The sequence below is a fragment of the Nesterenkonia marinintestina genome, assembly GCF_025420485.1.
In the GTDB taxonomy this organism is placed as follows: Bacteria; Actinomycetota; Actinomycetes; order Actinomycetales; family Micrococcaceae; genus Nesterenkonia; species Nesterenkonia marinintestina.
On sequence record NZ_JAOEFD010000002.1, the window covers coordinates 165,025 to 183,585 of the forward strand.

The 18,561-nt window shown below is 70.2% G+C and carries 23 protein-coding genes; 13 read left to right on the forward strand and 10 right to left on the reverse strand.

Translation table 11 applies throughout. From position 1 onward, the window contains the following. The first annotated feature begins 127 nt into the window (after window positions 1-127). Both ychF and N7E59_RS02960 read left to right on the forward strand, forming a co-directional pair. Window positions 128-1,213 carry a redox-regulated ATPase YchF gene (ychF, locus tag N7E59_RS02955; RefSeq protein WP_261623422.1) on the forward strand — a complete coding sequence of 362 codons (1,086 nt, stop codon included), beginning with the start codon at window positions 128-130 and terminating at the stop codon, window positions 1,211-1,213. Beyond that, window positions 1,210-2,004 carry a DUF429 domain-containing protein gene (locus N7E59_RS02960; protein ID WP_261623423.1) on the forward strand — a complete coding sequence of 265 codons (795 nt, stop codon included), beginning with the start codon at window positions 1,210-1,212 and terminating at the stop codon, window positions 2,002-2,004. The genes ychF and N7E59_RS02960 overlap by 4 nt, the downstream gene beginning before the upstream one ends. Window positions 2,005-2,028: 24 nt before the next feature. On the opposite strand, the gene N7E59_RS02965 is transcribed toward N7E59_RS02960, so the two are convergent. Continuing rightward, window positions 2,029-2,808 carry a hypothetical protein gene (locus N7E59_RS02965; RefSeq protein WP_261623424.1) on the reverse strand — a complete coding sequence of 260 codons (780 nt, stop codon included), beginning with the start codon at window positions 2,806-2,808 and terminating at the stop codon, window positions 2,029-2,031. Window positions 2,809-2,974: 166 nt separating this feature from the next. Between N7E59_RS02965 and N7E59_RS02970 the strand changes: the two genes are divergently transcribed. Beyond that, window positions 2,975-3,385, forward strand: coding sequence for a hypothetical protein (locus tag N7E59_RS02970; protein ID WP_261623425.1), 411 nt, complete (start codon window positions 2,975-2,977; stop codon window positions 3,383-3,385). Between the two features lie 49 nt (window positions 3,386-3,434). Here N7E59_RS02970 and N7E59_RS02975 read toward each other — a convergent pair whose 3' ends face one another. Beyond that, window positions 3,435-3,740 carry a hypothetical protein gene (locus N7E59_RS02975; protein ID WP_261623426.1) on the reverse strand — a complete coding sequence of 102 codons (306 nt, stop codon included), beginning with the start codon at window positions 3,738-3,740 and terminating at the stop codon, window positions 3,435-3,437. A 78-nt stretch (window positions 3,741-3,818) separates the two neighbouring features. On the opposite strand from N7E59_RS02975, the gene N7E59_RS02980 reads away from it, so the two are divergent. Next, entirely contained in the window at window positions 3,819-4,718 is a 900-nt protein-coding gene (locus N7E59_RS02980; protein ID WP_261623427.1) for an alpha/beta hydrolase, read from the forward strand. Between the two features lie 47 nt (window positions 4,719-4,765). Here the strand turns inward: N7E59_RS02980 and N7E59_RS02985 are convergent, their stop codons facing one another. The 5 genes from N7E59_RS02985 to N7E59_RS03005 are packed head-to-tail and all read right to left on the reverse strand — an operon-like array spanning window position 4,766 to window position 8,618. After that, window positions 4,766-5,809: an NAD-dependent epimerase/dehydratase family protein gene (locus N7E59_RS02985; protein ID WP_261623428.1), complete on the reverse strand. Its 1,044-nt coding sequence runs from the start codon at window positions 5,807-5,809 to the stop codon at window positions 4,766-4,768. Beyond that, window positions 5,806-6,621 carry an S-methyl-5'-thioadenosine phosphorylase gene (locus tag N7E59_RS02990; protein ID WP_261623429.1) on the reverse strand — a complete coding sequence of 272 codons (816 nt, stop codon included), beginning with the start codon at window positions 6,619-6,621 and terminating at the stop codon, window positions 5,806-5,808. The genes N7E59_RS02985 and N7E59_RS02990 overlap by 4 nt, the downstream gene beginning before the upstream one ends. Next, window positions 6,618-7,271 carry a class I SAM-dependent methyltransferase gene (locus N7E59_RS02995; protein ID WP_315942974.1) on the reverse strand — a complete coding sequence of 218 codons (654 nt, stop codon included), beginning with the start codon at window positions 7,269-7,271 and terminating at the stop codon, window positions 6,618-6,620. Before N7E59_RS02995 ends, N7E59_RS02990 begins: the two co-directional genes overlap by 4 nt. A gap of 1 nt (window position 7,272) precedes the next feature. After that, window positions 7,273-7,944 (reverse strand): TIGR04282 family arsenosugar biosynthesis glycosyltransferase, encoded by a 672-nt coding sequence (locus N7E59_RS03000; protein WP_261623430.1) that lies wholly within the window; start codon window positions 7,942-7,944, stop codon window positions 7,273-7,275. After that, the gene (locus tag N7E59_RS03005; protein ID WP_261623431.1) at window positions 7,941-8,618 is read right to left on the reverse strand and encodes a glycosyltransferase family 2 protein; all 678 of its coding nucleotides are present in this window, start codon (window positions 8,616-8,618) and stop codon (window positions 7,941-7,943) included. The genes N7E59_RS03000 and N7E59_RS03005 overlap by 4 nt, the downstream gene beginning before the upstream one ends. 33 nt (window positions 8,619-8,651) lie before the next feature. Here N7E59_RS03005 and N7E59_RS03010 point away from each other — a divergent pair, with 33 nt between their 5' ends. The 5 genes from N7E59_RS03010 to N7E59_RS03030 all read left to right on the forward strand — a co-directional run bounded on the left by N7E59_RS03010 (window position 8,652) and on the right by N7E59_RS03030 (window position 13,411). Then, on the forward strand, window positions 8,652-10,010 hold the full coding sequence (locus tag N7E59_RS03010) for a hypothetical protein (protein ID WP_261623432.1): 1,359 nt from the start codon (window positions 8,652-8,654) through the stop codon (window positions 10,008-10,010). After that, complete coding sequence (locus N7E59_RS03015; protein WP_315942975.1) at window positions 10,007-10,444, forward strand: GNAT family N-acetyltransferase; 438 nt, start codon at window positions 10,007-10,009, stop codon at window positions 10,442-10,444. Before N7E59_RS03010 ends, N7E59_RS03015 begins: the two co-directional genes overlap by 4 nt. Next, window positions 10,441-11,727, forward strand: a complete 1,287-nt coding sequence (locus N7E59_RS03020; protein WP_261623434.1) for a saccharopine dehydrogenase family protein — start codon at window positions 10,441-10,443, stop codon at window positions 11,725-11,727. The genes N7E59_RS03015 and N7E59_RS03020 overlap by 4 nt, the downstream gene beginning before the upstream one ends. An 88-nt stretch (window positions 11,728-11,815) precedes the next feature. Next, complete coding sequence (locus N7E59_RS03025; RefSeq protein WP_261623435.1) at window positions 11,816-12,760, forward strand: DUF808 domain-containing protein; 945 nt, start codon at window positions 11,816-11,818, stop codon at window positions 12,758-12,760. Between the two features lie 246 nt (window positions 12,761-13,006). Next, a complete protein-coding gene (locus tag N7E59_RS03030; protein ID WP_261623436.1) occupies window positions 13,007-13,411 on the forward strand; it encodes an MmcQ/YjbR family DNA-binding protein in 405 nt (134 codons plus the stop codon). A 103-nt stretch (window positions 13,412-13,514) separates the two neighbouring features. On the opposite strand, the gene N7E59_RS03035 is transcribed toward N7E59_RS03030, so the two are convergent. Both N7E59_RS03035 and N7E59_RS03040 read right to left on the reverse strand, forming a co-directional pair. After that, window positions 13,515-13,931, reverse strand: coding sequence for a hypothetical protein (locus N7E59_RS03035; RefSeq protein WP_261623437.1), 417 nt, complete (start codon window positions 13,929-13,931; stop codon window positions 13,515-13,517). A gap of 71 nt (window positions 13,932-14,002) precedes the next feature. Then, window positions 14,003-14,482 carry a pyridoxamine 5'-phosphate oxidase family protein gene (locus N7E59_RS03040; RefSeq protein WP_261623438.1) on the reverse strand — a complete coding sequence of 160 codons (480 nt, stop codon included), beginning with the start codon at window positions 14,480-14,482 and terminating at the stop codon, window positions 14,003-14,005. Window positions 14,483-14,601: 119 nt separating this feature from the next. Between N7E59_RS03040 and N7E59_RS03045 the strand changes: the two genes are divergently transcribed. Beyond that, a complete protein-coding gene (locus N7E59_RS03045; RefSeq protein ID WP_261623439.1) occupies window positions 14,602-15,426 on the forward strand; it encodes an alpha/beta fold hydrolase in 825 nt (274 codons plus the stop codon). On the opposite strand, the gene N7E59_RS03050 is transcribed toward N7E59_RS03045, so the two are convergent. Beyond that, the gene (locus N7E59_RS03050; RefSeq protein WP_261623440.1) at window positions 15,386-16,129 is read right to left on the reverse strand and encodes a YwaF family protein; all 744 of its coding nucleotides are present in this window, start codon (window positions 16,127-16,129) and stop codon (window positions 15,386-15,388) included. The two genes, N7E59_RS03045 and N7E59_RS03050, sit on opposite strands and share 41 nt — an antisense overlap. Before the next feature lie 61 nt (window positions 16,130-16,190). Here N7E59_RS03050 and N7E59_RS03055 point away from each other — a divergent pair, with 61 nt between their 5' ends. From N7E59_RS03055 to N7E59_RS03065, 3 genes are read left to right on the forward strand one after another with little or no spacing between them, the layout of a single operon-like run. After that, window positions 16,191-17,261, forward strand: a complete 1,071-nt coding sequence (locus tag N7E59_RS03055; protein ID WP_261623441.1) for a pirin family protein — start codon at window positions 16,191-16,193, stop codon at window positions 17,259-17,261. Window positions 17,262-17,269: 8 nt separating this feature from the next. Beyond that, window positions 17,270-17,890 carry a trimeric intracellular cation channel family protein gene (locus tag N7E59_RS03060; RefSeq protein WP_261623442.1) on the forward strand — a complete coding sequence of 207 codons (621 nt, stop codon included), beginning with the start codon at window positions 17,270-17,272 and terminating at the stop codon, window positions 17,888-17,890. 43 nt (window positions 17,891-17,933) lie between these two features. Next, window positions 17,934-18,512 (forward strand): protein-L-isoaspartate O-methyltransferase family protein, encoded by a 579-nt coding sequence (locus tag N7E59_RS03065; protein WP_261623443.1) that lies wholly within the window; start codon window positions 17,934-17,936, stop codon window positions 18,510-18,512. Window positions 18,513-18,561: the final 49 nt, after the last annotated feature.

An 18,561-nucleotide genomic window follows, 5' to 3' on the forward strand; every position in this document is an offset into this window, starting at 1 on the left:
TCAGACTCTATGGAGTGTATGCCCTTGTACCTCCGCCCGCGACGCTGGGTGCCGCGTGCAACCGGGGGCTCGCACCCGAGGGCGTCGACTCGCATCCCTGCTCGGCACCGGGATAGATTGGTCGACTGTGGCACTGACGATCGGAATCGTGGGACTCCCCAATGTGGGCAAGTCGACACTCTTCAACGCACTGACCAGGCAGACCATCCTCGCGGCGAACTACCCGTTCGCCACGATCGAGCCCAACGTGGGTGTGGTGAACCTTCCAGACGAGCGGCTGGGCGCACTGGCCGAGATCTTCGGCTCGGAGCGGATCCTGCCGGCGACGGTGTCGTTCGTGGACATCGCCGGCATCGTCAAGGGGGCCTCCGAGGGGGAGGGGCTGGGCAACCAGTTCCTGGCGAACATCCGCGAGGCCCACGCGGTGGCGCAGGTGGTGCGCGTCTTCGAGGACGGCAACGTCATCCACGTCGACGGCAAGGTCGATCCGGCCTCAGACATGGAGACCATCAACACCGAGCTGGTGCTGGCGGATCTGCAGACCCTGGAGAACGCGGTCCCGAAGCTGGAGAAGCAGGTCAAGGGTCGCAAGGCGGAGCAGGCGCAGCTGGACGCATATCTGGATGCGCAGAAGGTGCTGGAGCGCGGGGACACGATCTTCTCGTCCATCACCTCCGACGGCCTGGACATGGAGCAGCTGAACCAGTTGGGCCTGCTGACGGCCAAGCCGTTCATCTACGTGTTCAACTGCGACGACGGCGTCCTCGGCGACCCGGACAAGCAGCGCCAGCTGGCCGAGTCGGTGGCGCCGGCCCAGGCGGTGTTCCTGGACGCGAAGCTCGAGGCGGATCTGGTGGAGCTCTCCGAGGAGGAGGCCCGCGAGATGCTGGAGATGAACGGGCAGGACGAGTCCGGACTGGACCAGCTCGCCCGCGTCGGCTTCGACACCCTCGGACTGCAGACCTACCTGACCGCCGGGCCGAAGGAGGCCCGCGCGTGGACGATCACCAAGGGTGACACCGCCCCGCAGGCCGCCGGTGTGATCCACACGGACTTCCAGAAGGGCTTCATCAAGGCCGAGATCGTCTCCTTCGACGACCTCACCGCGGCCGGCTCGATGAATGACGCCAAGGCCGCCGGCAAGGTCCGCATGGAGGGCAAGGACTACATCATGCGCGACGGCGACGTGGTGGAGTTCCGTTTCAACGTGTGACGCCCCGAGCTGAGACCGGGCGGACCGGCGACCAGTCCGATGTGATGATCTTCGCCGGCATCGACCTCGCCGCAGAGGCTCGACGCACCGGCGTCGCCGTCATCCGCGAGGACCGTCAGCCGGTCTTGGAACGCGTATGGGTCGGAGCTGATTACGAAGTACTCGTCGCGACCGTCGAGAGCGCGGACAAGACCGGGGTCGATGTGCCGCTCGGGTGGCCGGCGCGGTTCATCGACGTGGTCACGGCACACGCCGCCGGGACACTCCCGCCACCTGATTCGACCGATTCCGACTGGCGTCGGGGTGTGGCTCTGCGAGCTACGGACTTCGAGGTTCACCGACTCACAGGCCTGACACCCCTGAGCGTCGCCGCCGACCGGATCGCATATCCCGCTCTGCGTTGGGCCGGGCTCGAAGCCCGCCTGCGGGAGCGCGGGTCGGACGTTCCCCGCGACGGTTCCGGGGTGATCGCTGAGGTGTATCCGGCCGCCGCACTGCACCGCTGGTCTCTGACGTCGCGCGGCTATAAGGGAGCGAGGAACGCCGACGTTCGGTCCGGGCTGGTCGCCGATCTCGTGGCGCGGACTCCCTGGCTGGACTGGAACGGCCACCAGCACCTGTGTGAGAGCGATGACGATGCGCTCGATGCTGTGGTGGCGGCGCTGATCGCCCGTGAGGTCGTCCTCGGAACCTGCGAGCCGCCGCCCGAACACGGCTCAGAACAGATCCGCAGGGAGGGGTGGATCTGGCTGCCGCGCAGACCTGGCCCCACACCGCCGTCTGAGATCTGATTCCGACTTTGCCTGCATCAGTTCCTAGTCCTCGTCCGAGTGTCGATCGGACTGATCGGAGTCGTCGGCGTCCTCGTCCTGCTCGTCTTCGTCTTTCCTTCTGGGATCGCGGACGAGCAGGTACATGCCACCCATGGCGATGAGGCCGACAACGATCGAGGCGAGGATCGCACCGTCCTCGCCCACCAGGTTCTCGAGCGTGCTGCGGGCCGGCGAGTCGGGATCGATGAGGGCGATGACGACGAAGACCCCCACCACCACCGTGGCCAGCACCTTTCCCAGGAGCGCGCGCCACCACGTGCCCGCCTTACCGAGCGACTCGCCCGCGCGCGCAATCTGCTTGGCACGCAGGACGCGCAGCGCACCCACGCTGCGCAGCATCCGGAACAGCTGCAAGGGTCCGATGCTGAAGATGACTGCGAGGATGCTCCCGATCGTCAGTCCGACGAGCCACCAGTTCCGGCGCAGCCACGCGATCTTCTCCGGTGAGACGAGGAAGAGGATGGTGGCCTCGAAGACCAGAACGGCGGACACCGCGTACAGGACGACATGACCGATCGCCTCCCACGGCTCGTCCAGCAGGGTCAGGAAGACCGCCGGCACTGAGAGCAGGGCGGCGATCAGCACCGGCCACGCGAGGCGCGTCTCCCACCGCTCCTGCACCTCGGTGAGCTTGTCCTCCCCGCCCCGCCCCAGCGCGGTGTCCTTGAGGTCCTTCGCCTCCTGAGGCGTCCTCTCGACGGCCTCCTTCGCGCGCGACCGCGCATCTCCGTCTCCGGACTGCCGAGAGCGGGATGGGGGCATGCACCATACGATAGCCGGTGCTGCGACAGCTGCACCGCTCTGGGGAGCGCTCAGTACGGAGGTCGGCTCGGACCGTCATCTATGAGGGTGCGTCGGGCTTCCTCTAAGTCGAAGCCCGAACCACCCTCATAGATGACGGTCGCACAGCCTGTCGTAGACTGCCGCCGTGGAGGATGACCGGCAGACCGGCGGTGCACCGACCGGCTGGTGGAAGGAGCGACGCCAGGACCTCGGATACGCGCTCCTCGGGATCGTGTTCATCGGGGTCGGGGCGTGGCAGCTGGTCGACGGGGAGCACGTGATGGGGGCGATGACTGGCGCCTTCGGTGCCACGGTCACAATCGGCATGATCTCCCTGATGATCGGATCCGACTCCCTGGTCTCGCGGCTCCTGATGATCACCGCCGCCGGCGGCTTCACCGCGACAGGTGCTCTGTTGGTGGGCGTGGGACTGTTCTCACCGGAGGCGCTCGGATGGCGAGGGGGAGCGAGCGCGATCGTGGTCGGGGTGGTCACTCTGGCCTTCTTCGGGACGCTCACCGTGGTCGTCATCATCAGGGAACTGCGTCAGAGGTGAGCCGGGTCGCGGGTCGGCATGACTCCGAGAGGGACCCCGCAGTCGGCCCTCAGCGGGTCTCCTCACCCTCAGGACGCTCGTGCCGCCGACTCCACGTGTCCCCAGGGCGCGCCTGCCGGCCCTCCGACGCATCCGGGTAGATGCTGCGGGTCTGAGACCGCTCGTACCGTCGGGGCATGTAGTCGCGGAGATGGACCTTGGGCAGAGTCTGGACGAGGGCGAGGGACACGTACATCACCGTGTTGATCGCGACGAACACCGACAGCACGTCGAACCACCAGGTGTCCAGGACGGACTCCGGCAGGAGCAGCCCGGCGAAGCGGACGGATGCGTCGAGGACGGAATCGAGTGTCACCACTGCGCCTTCCTCGGGCTCCGATCTCGGCGGCGGAGTACGGTGGACGGGTGCCCGCGGGGTGCGGAGGAGGAGCTGGTGATTCTGCCGGAGAAGGTCGTGCGTGCGGCCGTACGGGCCCGCGGCTCGAACCGGTCGTTCCTCACCGCTGAGGCGGCCCGTGAACGCATGGAGGCACTGGCTCTGAGGCCGCGCAGCTGGGGCCCGCCCCGCGGACTGCGGTCCGACGTCGGGATCACCGTCACCCGCCGTCGGGGCTGGCCCCTCTACACGGTGTCGCCCACGACCGCTCGGGCGCACGGTGCGGTGGTCTATGCCCACGGCGGCGGATGGATCAGTGAGATCATCGCCGAGCATTGGCGGCTGATCGCGCAGATCGCCGCCGAGGCCGGCACGACCGTGGTCGTCCCCATCTATCCGCTCGCCCCGTTTGGTGAGGCCGAGGAGGTGGTGGCCCAGTTCGTCGACATCCTCCGTGAGACGGCGGACCGGTTCGGATCCGCTCGGCTGGCCGGCGATTCCGCCGGCGGTCAGATCGCCCTCTCGGCGGCTCTGGAGCTGCGTGATCGGCACGGCGCACGAGTGCCCCGCACCGTCCTCATCTCACCCGCCCTGGACCTGACCTGGTCGAACCCCAGGATCCCCGAGGTCCAACCAGACGACCCGTGGCTGGCCGTACCCGGCGGCCATGTGCGCACCGAGGCGTGGCGCGGTGACCTGGACGTCACCGACCAGCGGGTGAGTCCCCTCTTCGGCGATCCGACGGATCTCGGGCCGATCACGCTGTTCAGCGGCACCCACGACATCCTGAACCCCGACGCCCGTCTGCTTGCGGAACGGGCGGACGAGGCCGGAGTCGACGTCGAGCTCCACGAGGGGGAGGGGCTCCTGCACGTGTACCCGCTCCTGCCCACGGCCAGCGGCGCCCGCGCTCGCCGGACCATCGTCGAGCGGCTCGTCGACGACGTCCGCCGATAGCCGGCGTCCCCATCGGTGCCGCCGCCTGTGCCGTGCTGCCTGGGCCGCTACCTGTGACGCAGTGAGGCCGTCGCCAGCTCGCCGATGCCGACCTCGGGACCGACCGCGGCCTCGAACCCGAGCTCCTCGCGCGCGGCCTCGGGGCACGCCGCGACGTGCCGGACGTCGAAGGACCGGTGCTCGCCGGTGATCTCAGGCTCCGGGCCGCCCAGGACCTCGGACATCCGGGCCGCCATGTCACCGATGGTGAAGGTCCGTCCCGAGCAGACGTTGAACGCGCGAAGCCCGGGCGGTCCCGCGCCCACCGCCTCGACCGCAAGCACGTTCGCCCGGGCGATGTCGGCGACGTGGACGAAGTCGCGAAGCTGCCGTCCGTCCTCGAAGACCCGCGGTGCCTCGCCCCGCTCCAGCGCGGAGCGGAAGATGGCGGCCACCCCCGAATACGGGGTGTCCGCGGGCATTCCCGGACCGTAGGCGTTGTGGTACCGCAGGGCCACCGCGTGGGCCGACTCCAGGGTGCACCACGACGCGGTGTAGTGCTCCTGGGCGACCTTCGAGGCGGCATACCCGGATCGGGGCGCGAAGGGCGCGGACTCCTCGACCAGCCGCGGTGTGATCTCCCCGTCGCAGCGTGGGCAGCGGGGGTCGAAGCGGCCTCGGGCCAGATCGTCCGCCCGCCGGGGGGCCGGGGGTACGTCGCCGTCGCGGGGGCAGACGAATCGCCCCTCGCCGTAGACCACCACGGAGGAGGCCAGCACCAGCCGCGACGTCCCGGCCCGGGCCATCGCAGCCAGAAGGGTCGCCGTCCCGTGGTCGTTGTGGGCGGCGTACCCCGGCAGATCCTGGGCGTCGACGCCGTTGCCCACCGACGCGGCCTGGTGGCAGACCACGTCGATGCCGCGGAGCAGCCGGTCCAGCAGAGCGGGGTCCCGGACGTCTCCTGCCACGACGCCCTCCGGCGACGTCGAGCCGTCGCCGTGGGCCTGGGGCAGCAGTGCGTCGACCCCCACGACCTCGTGCCCGGCCGTCCGCAGAGCACCGGCGATGTGGGACCCGATGAAGCCGGCCGCCCCGGTCAGCAGCACCTTCACGGCAGCTCCAGCGGCAGGGACATGCCGGCCAGGGCCTCCGCGCAGGAGCAGCTGCGCTCGTCGGTGAGCGAGAGGACCACGGCGCTCAGACTCCGCTTCAGGTCCTCCGTGTGCTCGGAGAAGACCCGGAAGACCTCCGCCTGGTCCACCCCCTGCCCCGAGCTGATGCCGGCGTCGAGGTCGGTGACCAGGGCCACGGCGGCGTAGCAGAGCTCGAGTTCGCGGGCCAAGGACGCCTCGGGCATCCCGGTCATGTTCACCAGGTCCCAGCCCTGACGGGCGTACCACCTCGACTCGGCACGGGTGGAGAACCTCGGGCCGTCGATCACCACCATGGTCCCGCCGTCCACCGGCGGGGTCCGCCCCTCGGCGAGACCCTCCAGCAGCGCGGTGCGCAGCCGCGGACAGTAGGGGTCGGCGAACGAGATGTGGCAGGCCCCGGCGTCGTAGTAGGTCTTCTCGCGCCCGGTGGTCCTGTCCACCAGCTGGTCCGGCACCACGAAGGAACCCGGACCCAGCCCGTCGTGCAGCCCGCCCACCGCGCACGGGGCCAGGACCTGGCGCACGCCCAGACTGCGAAGCGCCCACAGGTTGGCTCGGTGGTTGACCCGGTGCGCGGGGTGTTCGTGGCCCCGTCCGTGCCGGGGGAGGAACGCCACGGTGCGGCTGTCCCCTCCAGAGGTCAGCGTGCCCACGGCGATCGGCGCCGAGGGCCTGCCGTAGGGGGTCTCGAGGTCGAACTCCTGCGGATCCCGAAGGAACGTGTAGAAGCCGGAGCCGCCGATGACGGCGACCTCAGGCGTGGATGTCATGATGCCTCCCTGCGGGTGAGCCGTGCCAGGTGCCGTCCCCCGAAACGGCGGATGTCGCAGCCGAGGAAGCCCGCCTCGGCCGCCACCGCGGCGACGGCGTCGACGCCCACCCAGGACCACGGAAGCGTCCCGGTGATCCGTCCCTGCACACGGAGTCTGATGACGTCGTGGACGACCCCGGTCCCGGGCCCGTCGACCTCGACCAGAGCCGTCCCCTCCGGACGCATGAGGTCGCGCAGCCGACGCAGCAGCCGGACGGGGTCCCCGCCGATGCCGATGTTCCCGTCGGCCAGCAGCGTCTCCTGCCAGTCGCCCTCGGAGGGCACCTGACCGAAGACGTCCCGGCGGACCGCCGACGCGCCGCGTTCCCGAGCCAGCCGCACGGCTTCGGGGGAGACGTCGAGGCCCAGCGCCGTGATGCCGCGGGTCGTCAGGGCTTCGGCGATGCGGCCGGCGCCGCAGCCGACGTCGAGGGTCGGGCCGGAGCAGGGGTCCACCAGCAGGTGGTGGTCGGCGGCATCGGGCATGCCGCTCCACCGCTGTATGTCCGCCGGGACGAGGGAGCCGTCGGAGCGGAGGACTTCACAGGGCTGCCCGGCCAGGGCGGACTCCCAGGCGTCCAGGGGGCGCATACTGATCAGCTCGGTCATGTCAGCCGGCCCACCTCTCGTGCTCGACGATGCGCAGCACCTCCGCGGCGAAGCGGCTCCGGGGGATGAGCTCCGCGACCGCGACCGCGTCCTCCCAGGTGTCGACGTCGCGCAGGGCCGGCGCCGAACCGACGCTGGCACCCCGGCGGGCCAGCGCCTCGGAGGTCCGCGCGCCCGTCTCAGGATGAGACATGGGCACCGAGGTCAGACAGCGGGTCCACCCAGGCTCCCTGACGCCCAGGGCCCACCACCCGCCGTCCTCCGCGGGCCCGATCACGGCGTCGTGCGCCTCGAGCGACTCCGCCGTCGCCCGGAGGTGGGCGGTGGTGACCTGCGGTGTGTCCATCCCGATCTGCACCACTCCGCGGCCCTGGTCGGCATCGTGGTGGGCGGCGATCAGCCGGGCGGCGAAGTCTTCCCCGCGCTGGGAGATGACGCGGTGTCCTGCGCATGCGGTGATGAGCTCCTCGGCGCGTGCCCCGTCATGCAGATCCCCGGTGATCGCGACGACCACCGGCCATCCGAGCCCCTCGGCGACCTCTAGGGTGTCGAGCAGCGCCGCGGCGGCGAGCTGCGCGGCCGTCTCATCACCGACGGTCGCGGCGACGCGAGACTTGGCCTGTCCGGGGATGGGCGCCTTGGCGACCACCAGCAGGCTGGCTGCGGCGCTCATCGCAGCACCTTGGCGAAGTCGATCAGCGTCCGGCAGGTCCCGCGGACCGAGCCCGAGACCTTGGAGCGGGTGCCGCGGGCACGTTCGGAGTAGACGACGTCGCGCTCGTGGACGGTCCATCCGGCGTCGGAGGCTTTGATCATCAGCTCCAGCGGGTAGCCGAAGCGTCGGTCGGCGACGCCGAGTGCCAGCAGGTCCTCACGCCGGCAGACGCGCATGGGTGCGAGGTCATGGATGCCGAATCCGCTCCGGCGCCGGATCATCCAGGCCAGCGCCGCCGTCCCCGCCCGGGCGTGCCACGGCCAGACCCTGCTGTGCCGAGGTCTGCGGCGGCCGACCGCCATGGACGCCTCCCCGCGCGAGACCACTGCGACCAGTTCGCTGAGTTCGGCCGGATCCATCGACCCGTCGCCGTCGAGCACGGCGACCAGCGGGGCGGTCGCGGCGACCGTGCCGGCGTGGACCGCGGCCCCGTAGCCGGGCCGGGCCTCGAACACCACTTCGGCGCCCAGCTCCAGGGCGACGTCGGCGGTCCCGTCGGTGGAGCCGTTGTCCACCACGATCACGTGGAAGCCCTCCGGCATGGTGGCGAACACCGCAGGCAGGGCAGGTGCCTCATCGCGGCAGGGTATGACCACATCACATGTCGGTCGGTCGCCGGGGGCACGGTACATGGAGTGATGCTACCAGCGGGATAGCATGCTCCAATGGGAGCCTCCACATCGCGGTCTCCGCGTCTGACCTGGGCGGCCGCATGGTCCGGTGTCCTCATCGGGGCGCTGCTGGTCGCCGCGGCGATCATCGTGCCGCGGGTGACGCCGATCGACGTGGCCATCGGCACCGGGGACTTCGACGACTGGAAGCCGCTGAAGGCCGCGTGGGAACCCGAGCTGACGCCCACGCTGCTGCTGCCGGTGGCGGTGGGTCTGCTGGGGTTCGTGCTGTGGCCCCGGCTCAGCCGCTCATCGACCTGGCCGCAGTTCCTCGCGCTGACCTTCGTCGGCTCCTGGCTGTGGACCGCCGCCCTGGGCCACGTGGGAGGCGCCCAGGCCATCCGAAAGGTCTTCGACCGGGACAGCGAGTACTTCGTCGGCGCCAAAGAGGTCACCTCGATCCCGCAGTTCATGACCGAGTTCGTCGACCGCATCCCCAAGCACGTCGACGACAACTGGCCGATCCACATCGCCGGTCATCCCCCGGGCGCCACGCTGTTCTTCATCATGATGAACAGGATGGGCGTCGAGGACCCGTACACGGCCGGCATGATCGTCATGACCCTGGGGTGCACGGCCGCCGTCGGCGTCGTCCTCACCGTCCGGACGCTGGCCTCGGAGCGGATGGCACGCCGCACCGCCCCCTGGGTGGTGGCCGCACCGTCCGCGATCTGGATGGGCGTCTCCGGAGATGCGCTCTTCACGGCCGTGGCGGCGTGGGGCCTGGCCCTGCTGGCCCTGTCGGCGACTGCGGAGCGACGGTCCCGACTGGTGGGCTTCGGACTGGGCTCCGGTCTGCTCCTGGGCCTCTGCGTCTATCTCTCCTACGGGCTCGTGCTGCTGGGGGTGCTCGCGCTCGCCGTGCTCGTCCTGGGGCGCCGGTGGGCGGCCCTGCCGTGGGCGTTGGGCGGTGCGCTGCTGGTGGCCGCGGCGTTCACCCTGGCCGGATTCAGGTGGTGGGAGGCGTTCCCCGTCCTGGTGACCCGGTACTACGACGGGATCCAGAGCGACCGCCCGTACGGCTACTGGGTGTGGGCGAACCTCGGGGTGTGGACCTTCAGCGCAGGGCTCGCCGTCTGGGCGGCCTTCGGCAGAGGTATCGCAGAGGTGCGGCGGCGTGCCGCGCCCGAGCGGTTCGCCCCGGCGGTCCTGGGATGGGCGGGCTTCGCCGCGATCCTGCTGGCCACGCTGTCCAGCATGAGCCAGGCGGAGATCGAACGGATCTGGCTGCCCTTCACGATCTGGGTCCTGATCCTGCCGACCCTGTTGCCGGCCCACTGGCACAGACCGCTGATTGCCACCCAGATGGGGACGGCGATCCTGATCGAACTGCTGTGGACCACGCAGTGGTGACCATCCGCTCGTCGCGCTTCGCCGACCTGGACCCCCGCACCGCCTACCGGCTGTGGCAGCTGCGCATCGACGTCTTCGTCGTCGAGCAGGAGTGCCCGTACCCCGAACTGGACGGCCGCGACATGGAGTCCGACGCCCTGCACCTGTGGGTCGAGGACGACGGAGCGCCGGTGGGGTGCCTCAGGATCCTGGAGGACTCCGGTTCGGCCCGCATCGGACGCGTGGTCGTCGCCCGTACCCATCGCGGACGCGGGCTGGCGGCGGAGCTCATGCGGGCGACCCTCGAGCTGGTCGGGGAGCGGCGGTGCGTGCTCGACGCGCAGTCGCACCTGACCTGCTGGTACGCACGATTCGGCTTCGCCCCCTCCGGGCCGGAGTTCCTGGAGGACGGAATCCCCCACACACCCATGACACGCTCAGGAGATACGGCATGACAGACGACCGCGAGTTCGACCTCGTCCTGTTCGGCGCCTCGGGCTTCGTCGGACGGCTCACCGCCGAGGATCTGGCCCGGCACGCTCCCGGAGATCTCCGCATCGCGCTCGCCGGCCGCAGCCGGGAGCGTCTCGAGGCCGCCCGAGCCGACCTCCCGGAGCCTGCCGACCGGTGGCCGGTGCTCGTCGTGGATGCGACGGACGAGGGCGACGTCGCCGATCTCGCCTCCCGCACCCGAACCGTCGTCACCACCGTGGGCCCCTATGTCCGTTACGGGCGACTGCTCCTGGGCGCCTGCGCCGCGGCGGGCACGCACTACTGCGACCTCACCGGAGAGGTGCTGTTCGTCCGTGAGGCGATCGACCGGCACCACACACGGGCCGAGTCGACCGGCGCCCGGATCGTGAACTCCTGCGGCTTCGACTCGGTCCCCTCGGACCTCGGCGTCCTGGTGACCGCCCGGCGGGCGGCCGCGGACGGCGAGGGGACGCTCACCGACACGCTGCTGCGTGTGCGCTCGCTGCGCGGCGGACTCAGCGGAGGCACCATCGATTCGATGCGGCAGCAGATGGTCGACATGTCCCGGGACTCCGCCTGGCGGGAACAGGTGCGGGACCCCTACGGCCTGTCCCCGGACCGTCAGCAGGAACCCACCGACTTCGGCCGGATCTCGCTCGGCGGAGCCTCACTGCTCGACCAGCTCAGGGCCTCGTCGCCGGTCCGTCGTGACGAGGCGACCGGCCGCTGGTCGGCGCCCTTCGCGATGGCCCCGTTCAACACCCGCATCGTCCGGCGCAGCAACGCCCTGACCGGCTGGTCCTATGGGCGGGGCTTCCGCTACAACGAGGTCAGCGACACGGGCTCCGGGCTCCGAGGAGCCGGCCGTGCGGTCCTGGCAGGCGTCGCCCTGGGCGGTCTGGCGGCGGGGATGTCCCTCCGGCCCACCCGAGCCGTCCTGGACCGATTCCTGCCGGACCCCGGCGAGGGACCCTCCGAGGAGACCAGGGACGCGGGTCGCTTCGTCCTGGACATCGAGGCGAGCACCACGAGCGGCGCGCGATACACCACCCGTGTGGCCGCAGACGCCGACCCCGGCTACTCGGGGACGGCGATCATGCTCGGGGAGGCCGCACTGGCGGTCGCCGTCGACGGTGCGGCCGGTCGTCTCCCGCAGCGGGCCGGCGTGCTCACCCCGGCGACCGCACTGGGCGAGGTGCTGGTGGACCGTCTCAGAGCCCGGGGCTTCACCTTCGAGACGCGCCGCACAGACCGGGACGGATAGCCCTGGAGACAGGACTCCCCAGTGCGGTCGTGCTCGTCTACGATGAGCTCGTGCCGGTCCGAATCCTGCGCCGCCCCGGGGCCCTCCGGTGAGCGGCGGTCTGGTCGCTCTGCTCGACGACGTCGCCGCACTGGCCCGCATGGCTGCGGCCAACGCCGACGATGTCGCCGCGGGCGCGGCCAAGGCGAGTGCGAAGGCCGCCGGGGTCGTGATCGACGATGCGGCGGTGACTCCCCAGTACGTCACCGGGGTCACCCCCGCCCGCGAGCTGCCGATCATCAGAAAGATCACCGTCGGCTCGCTGCGCAATAAGCTCATCATCATCCTTCCGGCGCTGCTGCTGCTCAGCGTCTTCGCCCCCTGGTCCCTGACGCCGATCCTCATGCTCGGCGGTCTCTACCTCAGCTATGAGGGCGCGCACAAGGTCTGGGAGAAGCTGCGCGGCAGGCACGCGGACAAGGCTGAGCCCGCGGTGGCCCGGGGCGCGGAGGCGGAGAAGGTCGTCGTGAGAGGGGCGATCACCACCGACTTCATCCTCAGCTGCGAGATCATGGTCATCGCCCTCAACGAGGTCAGCGACCAGACGCTGCCGACACGGGCGATGATCCTCGCCGTCGTCGCGGTCGGGATCACATCGGGGGTCTACGGCACGGTGGCGCTGATCGTGAAGATGGACGACATCGGCCTGCATCTGAAGGAGCGGAACCGCAGCGCCGCCTCCGCCCGATTCGGCGGATTGCTGGTCGCCGCGATGCCTCGGGTCCTCCGGGTGATCTCGCTGGTGGGGACGTTCGCGATGCTGTGGGTGGGCGGGCACATCCTGCTCGTCGGTGCCTACGACCTCGGACTCACTCCGCTGTACGCGTTCGTCCACGGGCTGGCCCACCATGCCCATGCGGTCCCCGCCCTCGGCGGGCTCCTCGGCTGGCTGATCGAGACGGCCTTCTCCCTCGTGCTCGGATTCCTGGCGGGTTCGGCGGTGTTCGGAGCGGTGCGGCTGTTGCCGTTCGGGAACAGGGCCGGGGCACACTGACGGTCCGCCGCCCTGACCCGGGGCCGAGGGTCGTGGCACCCGTGGAGCAGATCTGACGGGGCTCCTCTATGACTACGGTTCGGGCTTCGCCTATGACGAAGCCCGAACCACCCTCATAGAAGAAGGCCGGCTGCGGCCGATGAGCCGACGGGCGAGGCGGCGGGGAGGAGCGCCGCGCGTCATCCGGTGTCAGAATATGTCCATGGACGCCGCGAGGCTTCGGAGCTCGACCGGACGGGCCCTCCGATGACGCACGAGGTCAGATACTCCGACGATGATCCGTACCTGAGGCGGGTGCGGGAACGTGCGCTCTCGTTCCCCGGCGCGGAGGAGAAGATCTCGTTCGGACGACCGGTCTTCTTCACCCGGAAGATCTTCGGTCTGTATGCCTGCCTGGAGAAGACCGACGACGGCCTGGTCGAGCATCAGCATTCCGTCGGCTTCCTGCCGGACGACTCTGAGAGACCGGCGCTGCTGGTCGACGCGCGCTTCTTCGTCCCCGCCTATTGGGGTCCCTGGGGGTGGCTGGCGGTCGACCTCGACGATCGTACCGACTGGGACGAGGTGCGGGAGCTGTTGGAGGACTCGTATCGCCTCACCGCACCGAAGTCATGGGCGACCAGGCACCAGGGGCCCGGCCGCCTCAGCTGACGCTGCATCCTGTGGCCGGCCTCGGCCCATTCGTAGGCTGACCGGACTCGTCGACCGTCCACCTGCACTCGAGCTCGAGACCGCGCCGGACCCGATCGAGACCTCAGTCGTCGTCGCGGGCGCCGCCCAGCAGCAGCACGGCGGCGATGGCCGCCAGCCAGCTGTCCTTGGCCACGGGCGTGCCGTCCTGCGTCGGACGGATGCCGTCCTCTTCGGTCATCTCCGGAGAGTTGAAGTACATCGACAGCAGCGATCCGGAGAACGCGGCCAGGGCGGCCCCGGCGACCCGGTTGGGCACGAAGGGGGTGAGCAGCGCCGCACCGACGGTGATCTCCCCGTAGCTGATGAACTTGGCGAACTGCGCCGGGGTGAGCTTCTCCAGCGGGGGCACACCCTTGACCGCCATAGCCTGGAGGGACTCGGCCGCCTCCTCCGGCAGGTTCAGCTTGCCGATCCCGGCGTTGAGGATGAATGCGCCTGGCACGGCGCGGAGCACGGTGTTGCGGAGTGAGAAGCTCATCTGTGGTCCTTCTGTCTGCGGTGGTGGTCAGAATCAGCATGCCACGACCTCGCACGGCCGAGACAGCCTCGTCAGAGGTCGACGCGCCCCTGGTCGCCCATGGTCGGCCGGTCGTCGCTGACTGCGGCGGCGGCCATCTTCACCAGGGCCGCGGCGCTCCCCGGCCCCTCCCAGTACTGGGCGGAGTCGGGTTCGACGCAGATCAGTGCCGCGTCCGAGTCCTCCGGCCCGTCGGCGAAGTAGGCCTTGGCGCCGAGCTGCCAGAGTTCGGACTTCTTCTGCTCGTCGGTGCTCACCGAGGCGGTGCCGGCCACGGAGACCCAGGTCTTGTCGTCCACGAACGCCAGGTTGACCCGGCCTTCGCCGACGACGTCGTCGACCTTCTCCGACTCCACGCGGGTGAAGAACCAGAGGCGGTGGTCCTCGTCGACGTGGGCGATCCCCATCGGCCGGGACACCAGCCGACCCTCGGAGTCGACGGTGGTGAACATGCAGGTGCCTATGTCGTCCAGCAGCTCGATCAGCTCTGCGGGGCTCTTCGTCTCGGTCATGACGCCTCCATCGAGATTCGGGTCGTGTCGTCCCAGGTCAGGGGCCTGCCGCGAGTCTACATGCGTCCCGGAGGCGTCCCCTGCGACCACATCGGCATCGGGGTCGATAGGCTGGACCGGTGACCGACACAGACTCCTTCACCCTCCACACCACAGAGGTCTCCGACGACGAGGCCGCACCCCGGGGCACCGTCGTGTTCCTCCACGGCCTCTTCGGACAGGGCAGGAACTTCTCGCAGATCGCCAAGGCGCTGCAGCCCGAGCTGCGCAGCGTCCTGATGGACCTGCCCGACCACGGAGCCTCGGCCTGGACGGAGTCATTCGACTACCTCCGGATCGCCGACCTCGTCGCCGAGGAGCTCCGCAGCGGGGCCGCGGCCGACGGTCCCGTCCACGTGGTCGGCCACTCCATGGGCGGTAAGGTCGCCATGGTCCTCGCCCTGCGGCACCCCGAGCTGGTGGACCGGCTGGTCGTCGTCGACATCTCTCCGACCTCCGGCGGTGCGAACGGCGAGTTCGACCACCTGCTCGGCGCCCTTGCGGACCTGGACCTCTCAGCCCTCGAGCGTCGCAGGGACGCCGACGAGCTGCTCAGCGACCCCATCCCGAACCCCACCGTGCGCGGCTTCCTGCTGCAGAACCTCCGGAGCACCGACGAAGGCTTCCGGTGGCGCGCCAACCTGTCCATGCTGCACCGTGACCTGGACGCGGTCGGCGGCTTCCCCGACGACGCCGATCTCGGCGACGCCGAGTTCGACGGCCCCGTGCTCTGGGTCGCGGGGTCCGAGTCCGACTACGTGACCGAGGAGCACGACCCGGAGATGCGACGGCTCTTCCCGAACGCCCGGCTGATCTCCGTCAGGGACGCCGGACACTGGGTGCACTCCGAGAAGTCAGACGTGTTCATCGCCGCGCTGCGTCGCTTCCTCCGCCTCGACGGGTGACCCGCCTCGCGAAGGGCCAGGTCATCAGTGCCCACACCACGGCGACCAGCACGGCCACCCACAGGATGTAGATCGGCCACGGTCCCAGCACGTCCAACAGCGAGGCGCTGTCCGGGGCGTTGTTGAGGTACCCGTAGTTCGTCTCGGCCGCGGCGTTGACCGTCATCGCCAGCGCCGCCCACCCCACGGTGATCGCGTAGGTGACGCCGAAGTCCCGCCACCTGGGCCGGTAGCCCAGGGCGCCGACGAACACGACGGGGACGACGAAGACCCCGATGTGCAGCACCCAGAAGGCGGTGAAGCTCAGCAGCGGATACGCCCCGTAGGTGAGGTCCGGGGTCAGCAGCGACTGCAGGTTCAGGGTCAGGCCCCAGTAGAAGCTCACCGCCGCCGCCCACCGAGCCCGGGTGATCAGGGCGATCGCGGCGAAGAACCGCAGCGCGTCCGAGAACTGCAGCGGCAGGGACGAGCCCATGGAGAAGTTCTCCGGCAGCAGCCGCCAGCCGGCCCACAGCAGCGTGATGCCCAGGAACACCCATCCTGCGATCCTCATGGCTCGGTGCGCGGCCTCCGGTCCGCGATGACGGCGCAGGTGCCGCAGCCACCACACGCCGAGCACGCACACCGCGACGGTCAGCACGAGCATGGCCCAGTGGGCCGTCTCGTAGTTCGCCATCCGATCGGAGCCGATGAGCTCGGTCATGCTCGACAGTCTAGAGTCGACGGGGGAGGGACGAGGGGGAGGACCACGAGGAGGACCCGGGATGAGCAACACGGAACGTCACCCGCAGGAGCACGTCTGTGAGAACCGCACCTATACCCGCGACGGGCTGAGTCCCGGCATCACCGTCGGGGAGAACACGGTGGAGGTCCTCGAGCCCCGGGAGGTCCCCCTGGGCGGTCCCCGGGCCATGGGAGTGCGCAGGACCCTGCCGCAGCGGGCCCGCTCGTTGGTCGGAGCCTGGTGCTTCCTGGACTTCTACGGACCCGACGACGTCGCCCGGACCGGCGGCATGGCGGTGCCTCGTCACCCGCACACGGGTCTGGCCACGGTCTCCTGGCTGTTCTCCGGCGCCATCGACCACATCGATTCGGCCGGGAACTGGGCGCTGGTCCGTCCCGGCGACGCGGTGTTCATGAACGCCGGACGCGGCATCACCCACTCGGAGCACTCCACGGAGGAGACGACCGTGCTCCACGGGGCCCAGTTCTGGTACGCGCTGCCCCATGAGCATCGATTCGTCGCTCCTCACCTCGACATCCATCGTCCGGACCCCGTCGGCGGGGACGGATGGCAGGCGCGGGTGTTCGTCGGTGAGCTGCTCGGCGCCCGCTCCGAGATCCGCCCGTACATCCCGCTCAGCGGCGCAGAGCTGAGGCTCGAGCCCGGCACCGTGCTGGACGTCGCGGTGCCCGCCGACCACGAGCACGCGCTGCTCCGCGTCGAGGGCGACGTCCGCTTCGAGGGGCAGCATCTGCCGGCCGACCACCTCGGCGTCGTCGACGTCGGACGGGACCGGCTGCGCATCGAGGCCGGGGACGAACCCGTCCTCGCGCTGCTCTTCGGCGGGGAGCCCCTCGACGAGCAGATCGTCATGTGGTGGAACTTCGTGGGCCGCAGCCACGAGGACATCGTCGCCTACAGGGCCGCCTACCAGGCCGAGATGGGGTTCGAGGCGCCGCTCGACGACCATGACGGCACAGCCGGCACAGCCGGCACGGCCGGCACAGCCGGCTCAGCCGCAGACCCACAGTTCGGCGACTTCCCCTCCCACGCAGAGGCGCCGCTGCCCGCCCCGCAGATGCCCGGCACCCGGCTCAAGCCGCGGAGGTGACCTCGGCAGTGTCACAGTTCGACATCGTCCTCACCCTGGAGCTCGTCGGCACCTTCGCCTTCGCCGTCTCCGGTGCCCTGCTCGCAGCCCGCAAGGGGTTCGACCTGGTCGGCTCGCTGCTGCTGGCCGGACTCGCCGGGCTCGGCGGGGGAGTGATCCGGGACCTCATCCTCGACTCCGGGGTCCCCAACGCCTTCGACACCCCGCTCTACCTGGTCCCGGTCCTCATCGCCGTGCTCGCGGTCTACGTCACCCTGATCCGCGAGAGCCGGCTGCGCCGCACCCTGCTCGTGTTCGACGCCCTGGGACTGTCCCTGTTCTGCGTGATGGGCGCCACGATCGCCCACGAGGTCGGTCTCAACCCGATCTCCTGCGTCCTCATGGGAGTCACCACCGCCGTCGGCGGAGGCACCCTGCGCGACGTGGTGGCCGACGAGATCCCACAGATCTTCAACCCGCAGGGGGTCTACGCCGCACCGGCCTTCCTGGGAGCAGCGCTGACCACAGCGGTCCTCGAACTGGACGTCTTCGGCGCCGTCGCCGGTACGGCGATCGTCGCCGTGGTCCTCACGCTGCGCCTGCTCGCTCTGAAGTTCGGGTGGCGGATCCCTCGGGCGGCGCACCGGTAGGCTGGAGGAGCGACGACGTCGACCGCACGGGAGTGCAGCTCGGATGACACACGCCCCAGACGACGACCCCGTCACCCGCGCCCTGCGACGGGTGGACCGGACGGCTTTCCTGCCCGAGCACGCCCGGCGGGCGGCCGGGGCCGACCGTCCCATCGACATCGGCCACGGGCAGACGAACTCCCAGCCCACCACTGTGGAGCGCATGCTGCGACTGCTCGACGTCCGCGAGGGACAGCATGTGCTCGACGTCGGCACCGGGTCCGGCTGGACCGCCGCCCTGCTGGCGAGGCTCGTCGGACCCGCCGGCTCGGTCGTCGGAGTGGAGCGCGTCCCCGAGCTCGCCGGTTCCGCCCGGGCGGCCCTGCAGGGGACGACGAGCGTCGAGATCCTCGATGCGAGTCCCGGCACCCTCGGGGTGCCGGACCGCGGACCCTATGATCGGATCCTCGTCTCCGCCGAGCCCCAGATCCTGCCCCAGCAGCTCGTCGACCAGCTCGACGAGGACGGCGTCATGGTCATCCCGGTTGCGGGGACCATGCACCGGGTCGCCCGCACCGGTGGCGGCGTGCGGACCACGACCCACGGGGCCTACCGCTTCGTGCCTCTCATCTCCGACTCCTGAGGTCGCCCGCCTCCACCAGTGGTGTTCACAGCGTCCCAGGTCAGGCGTA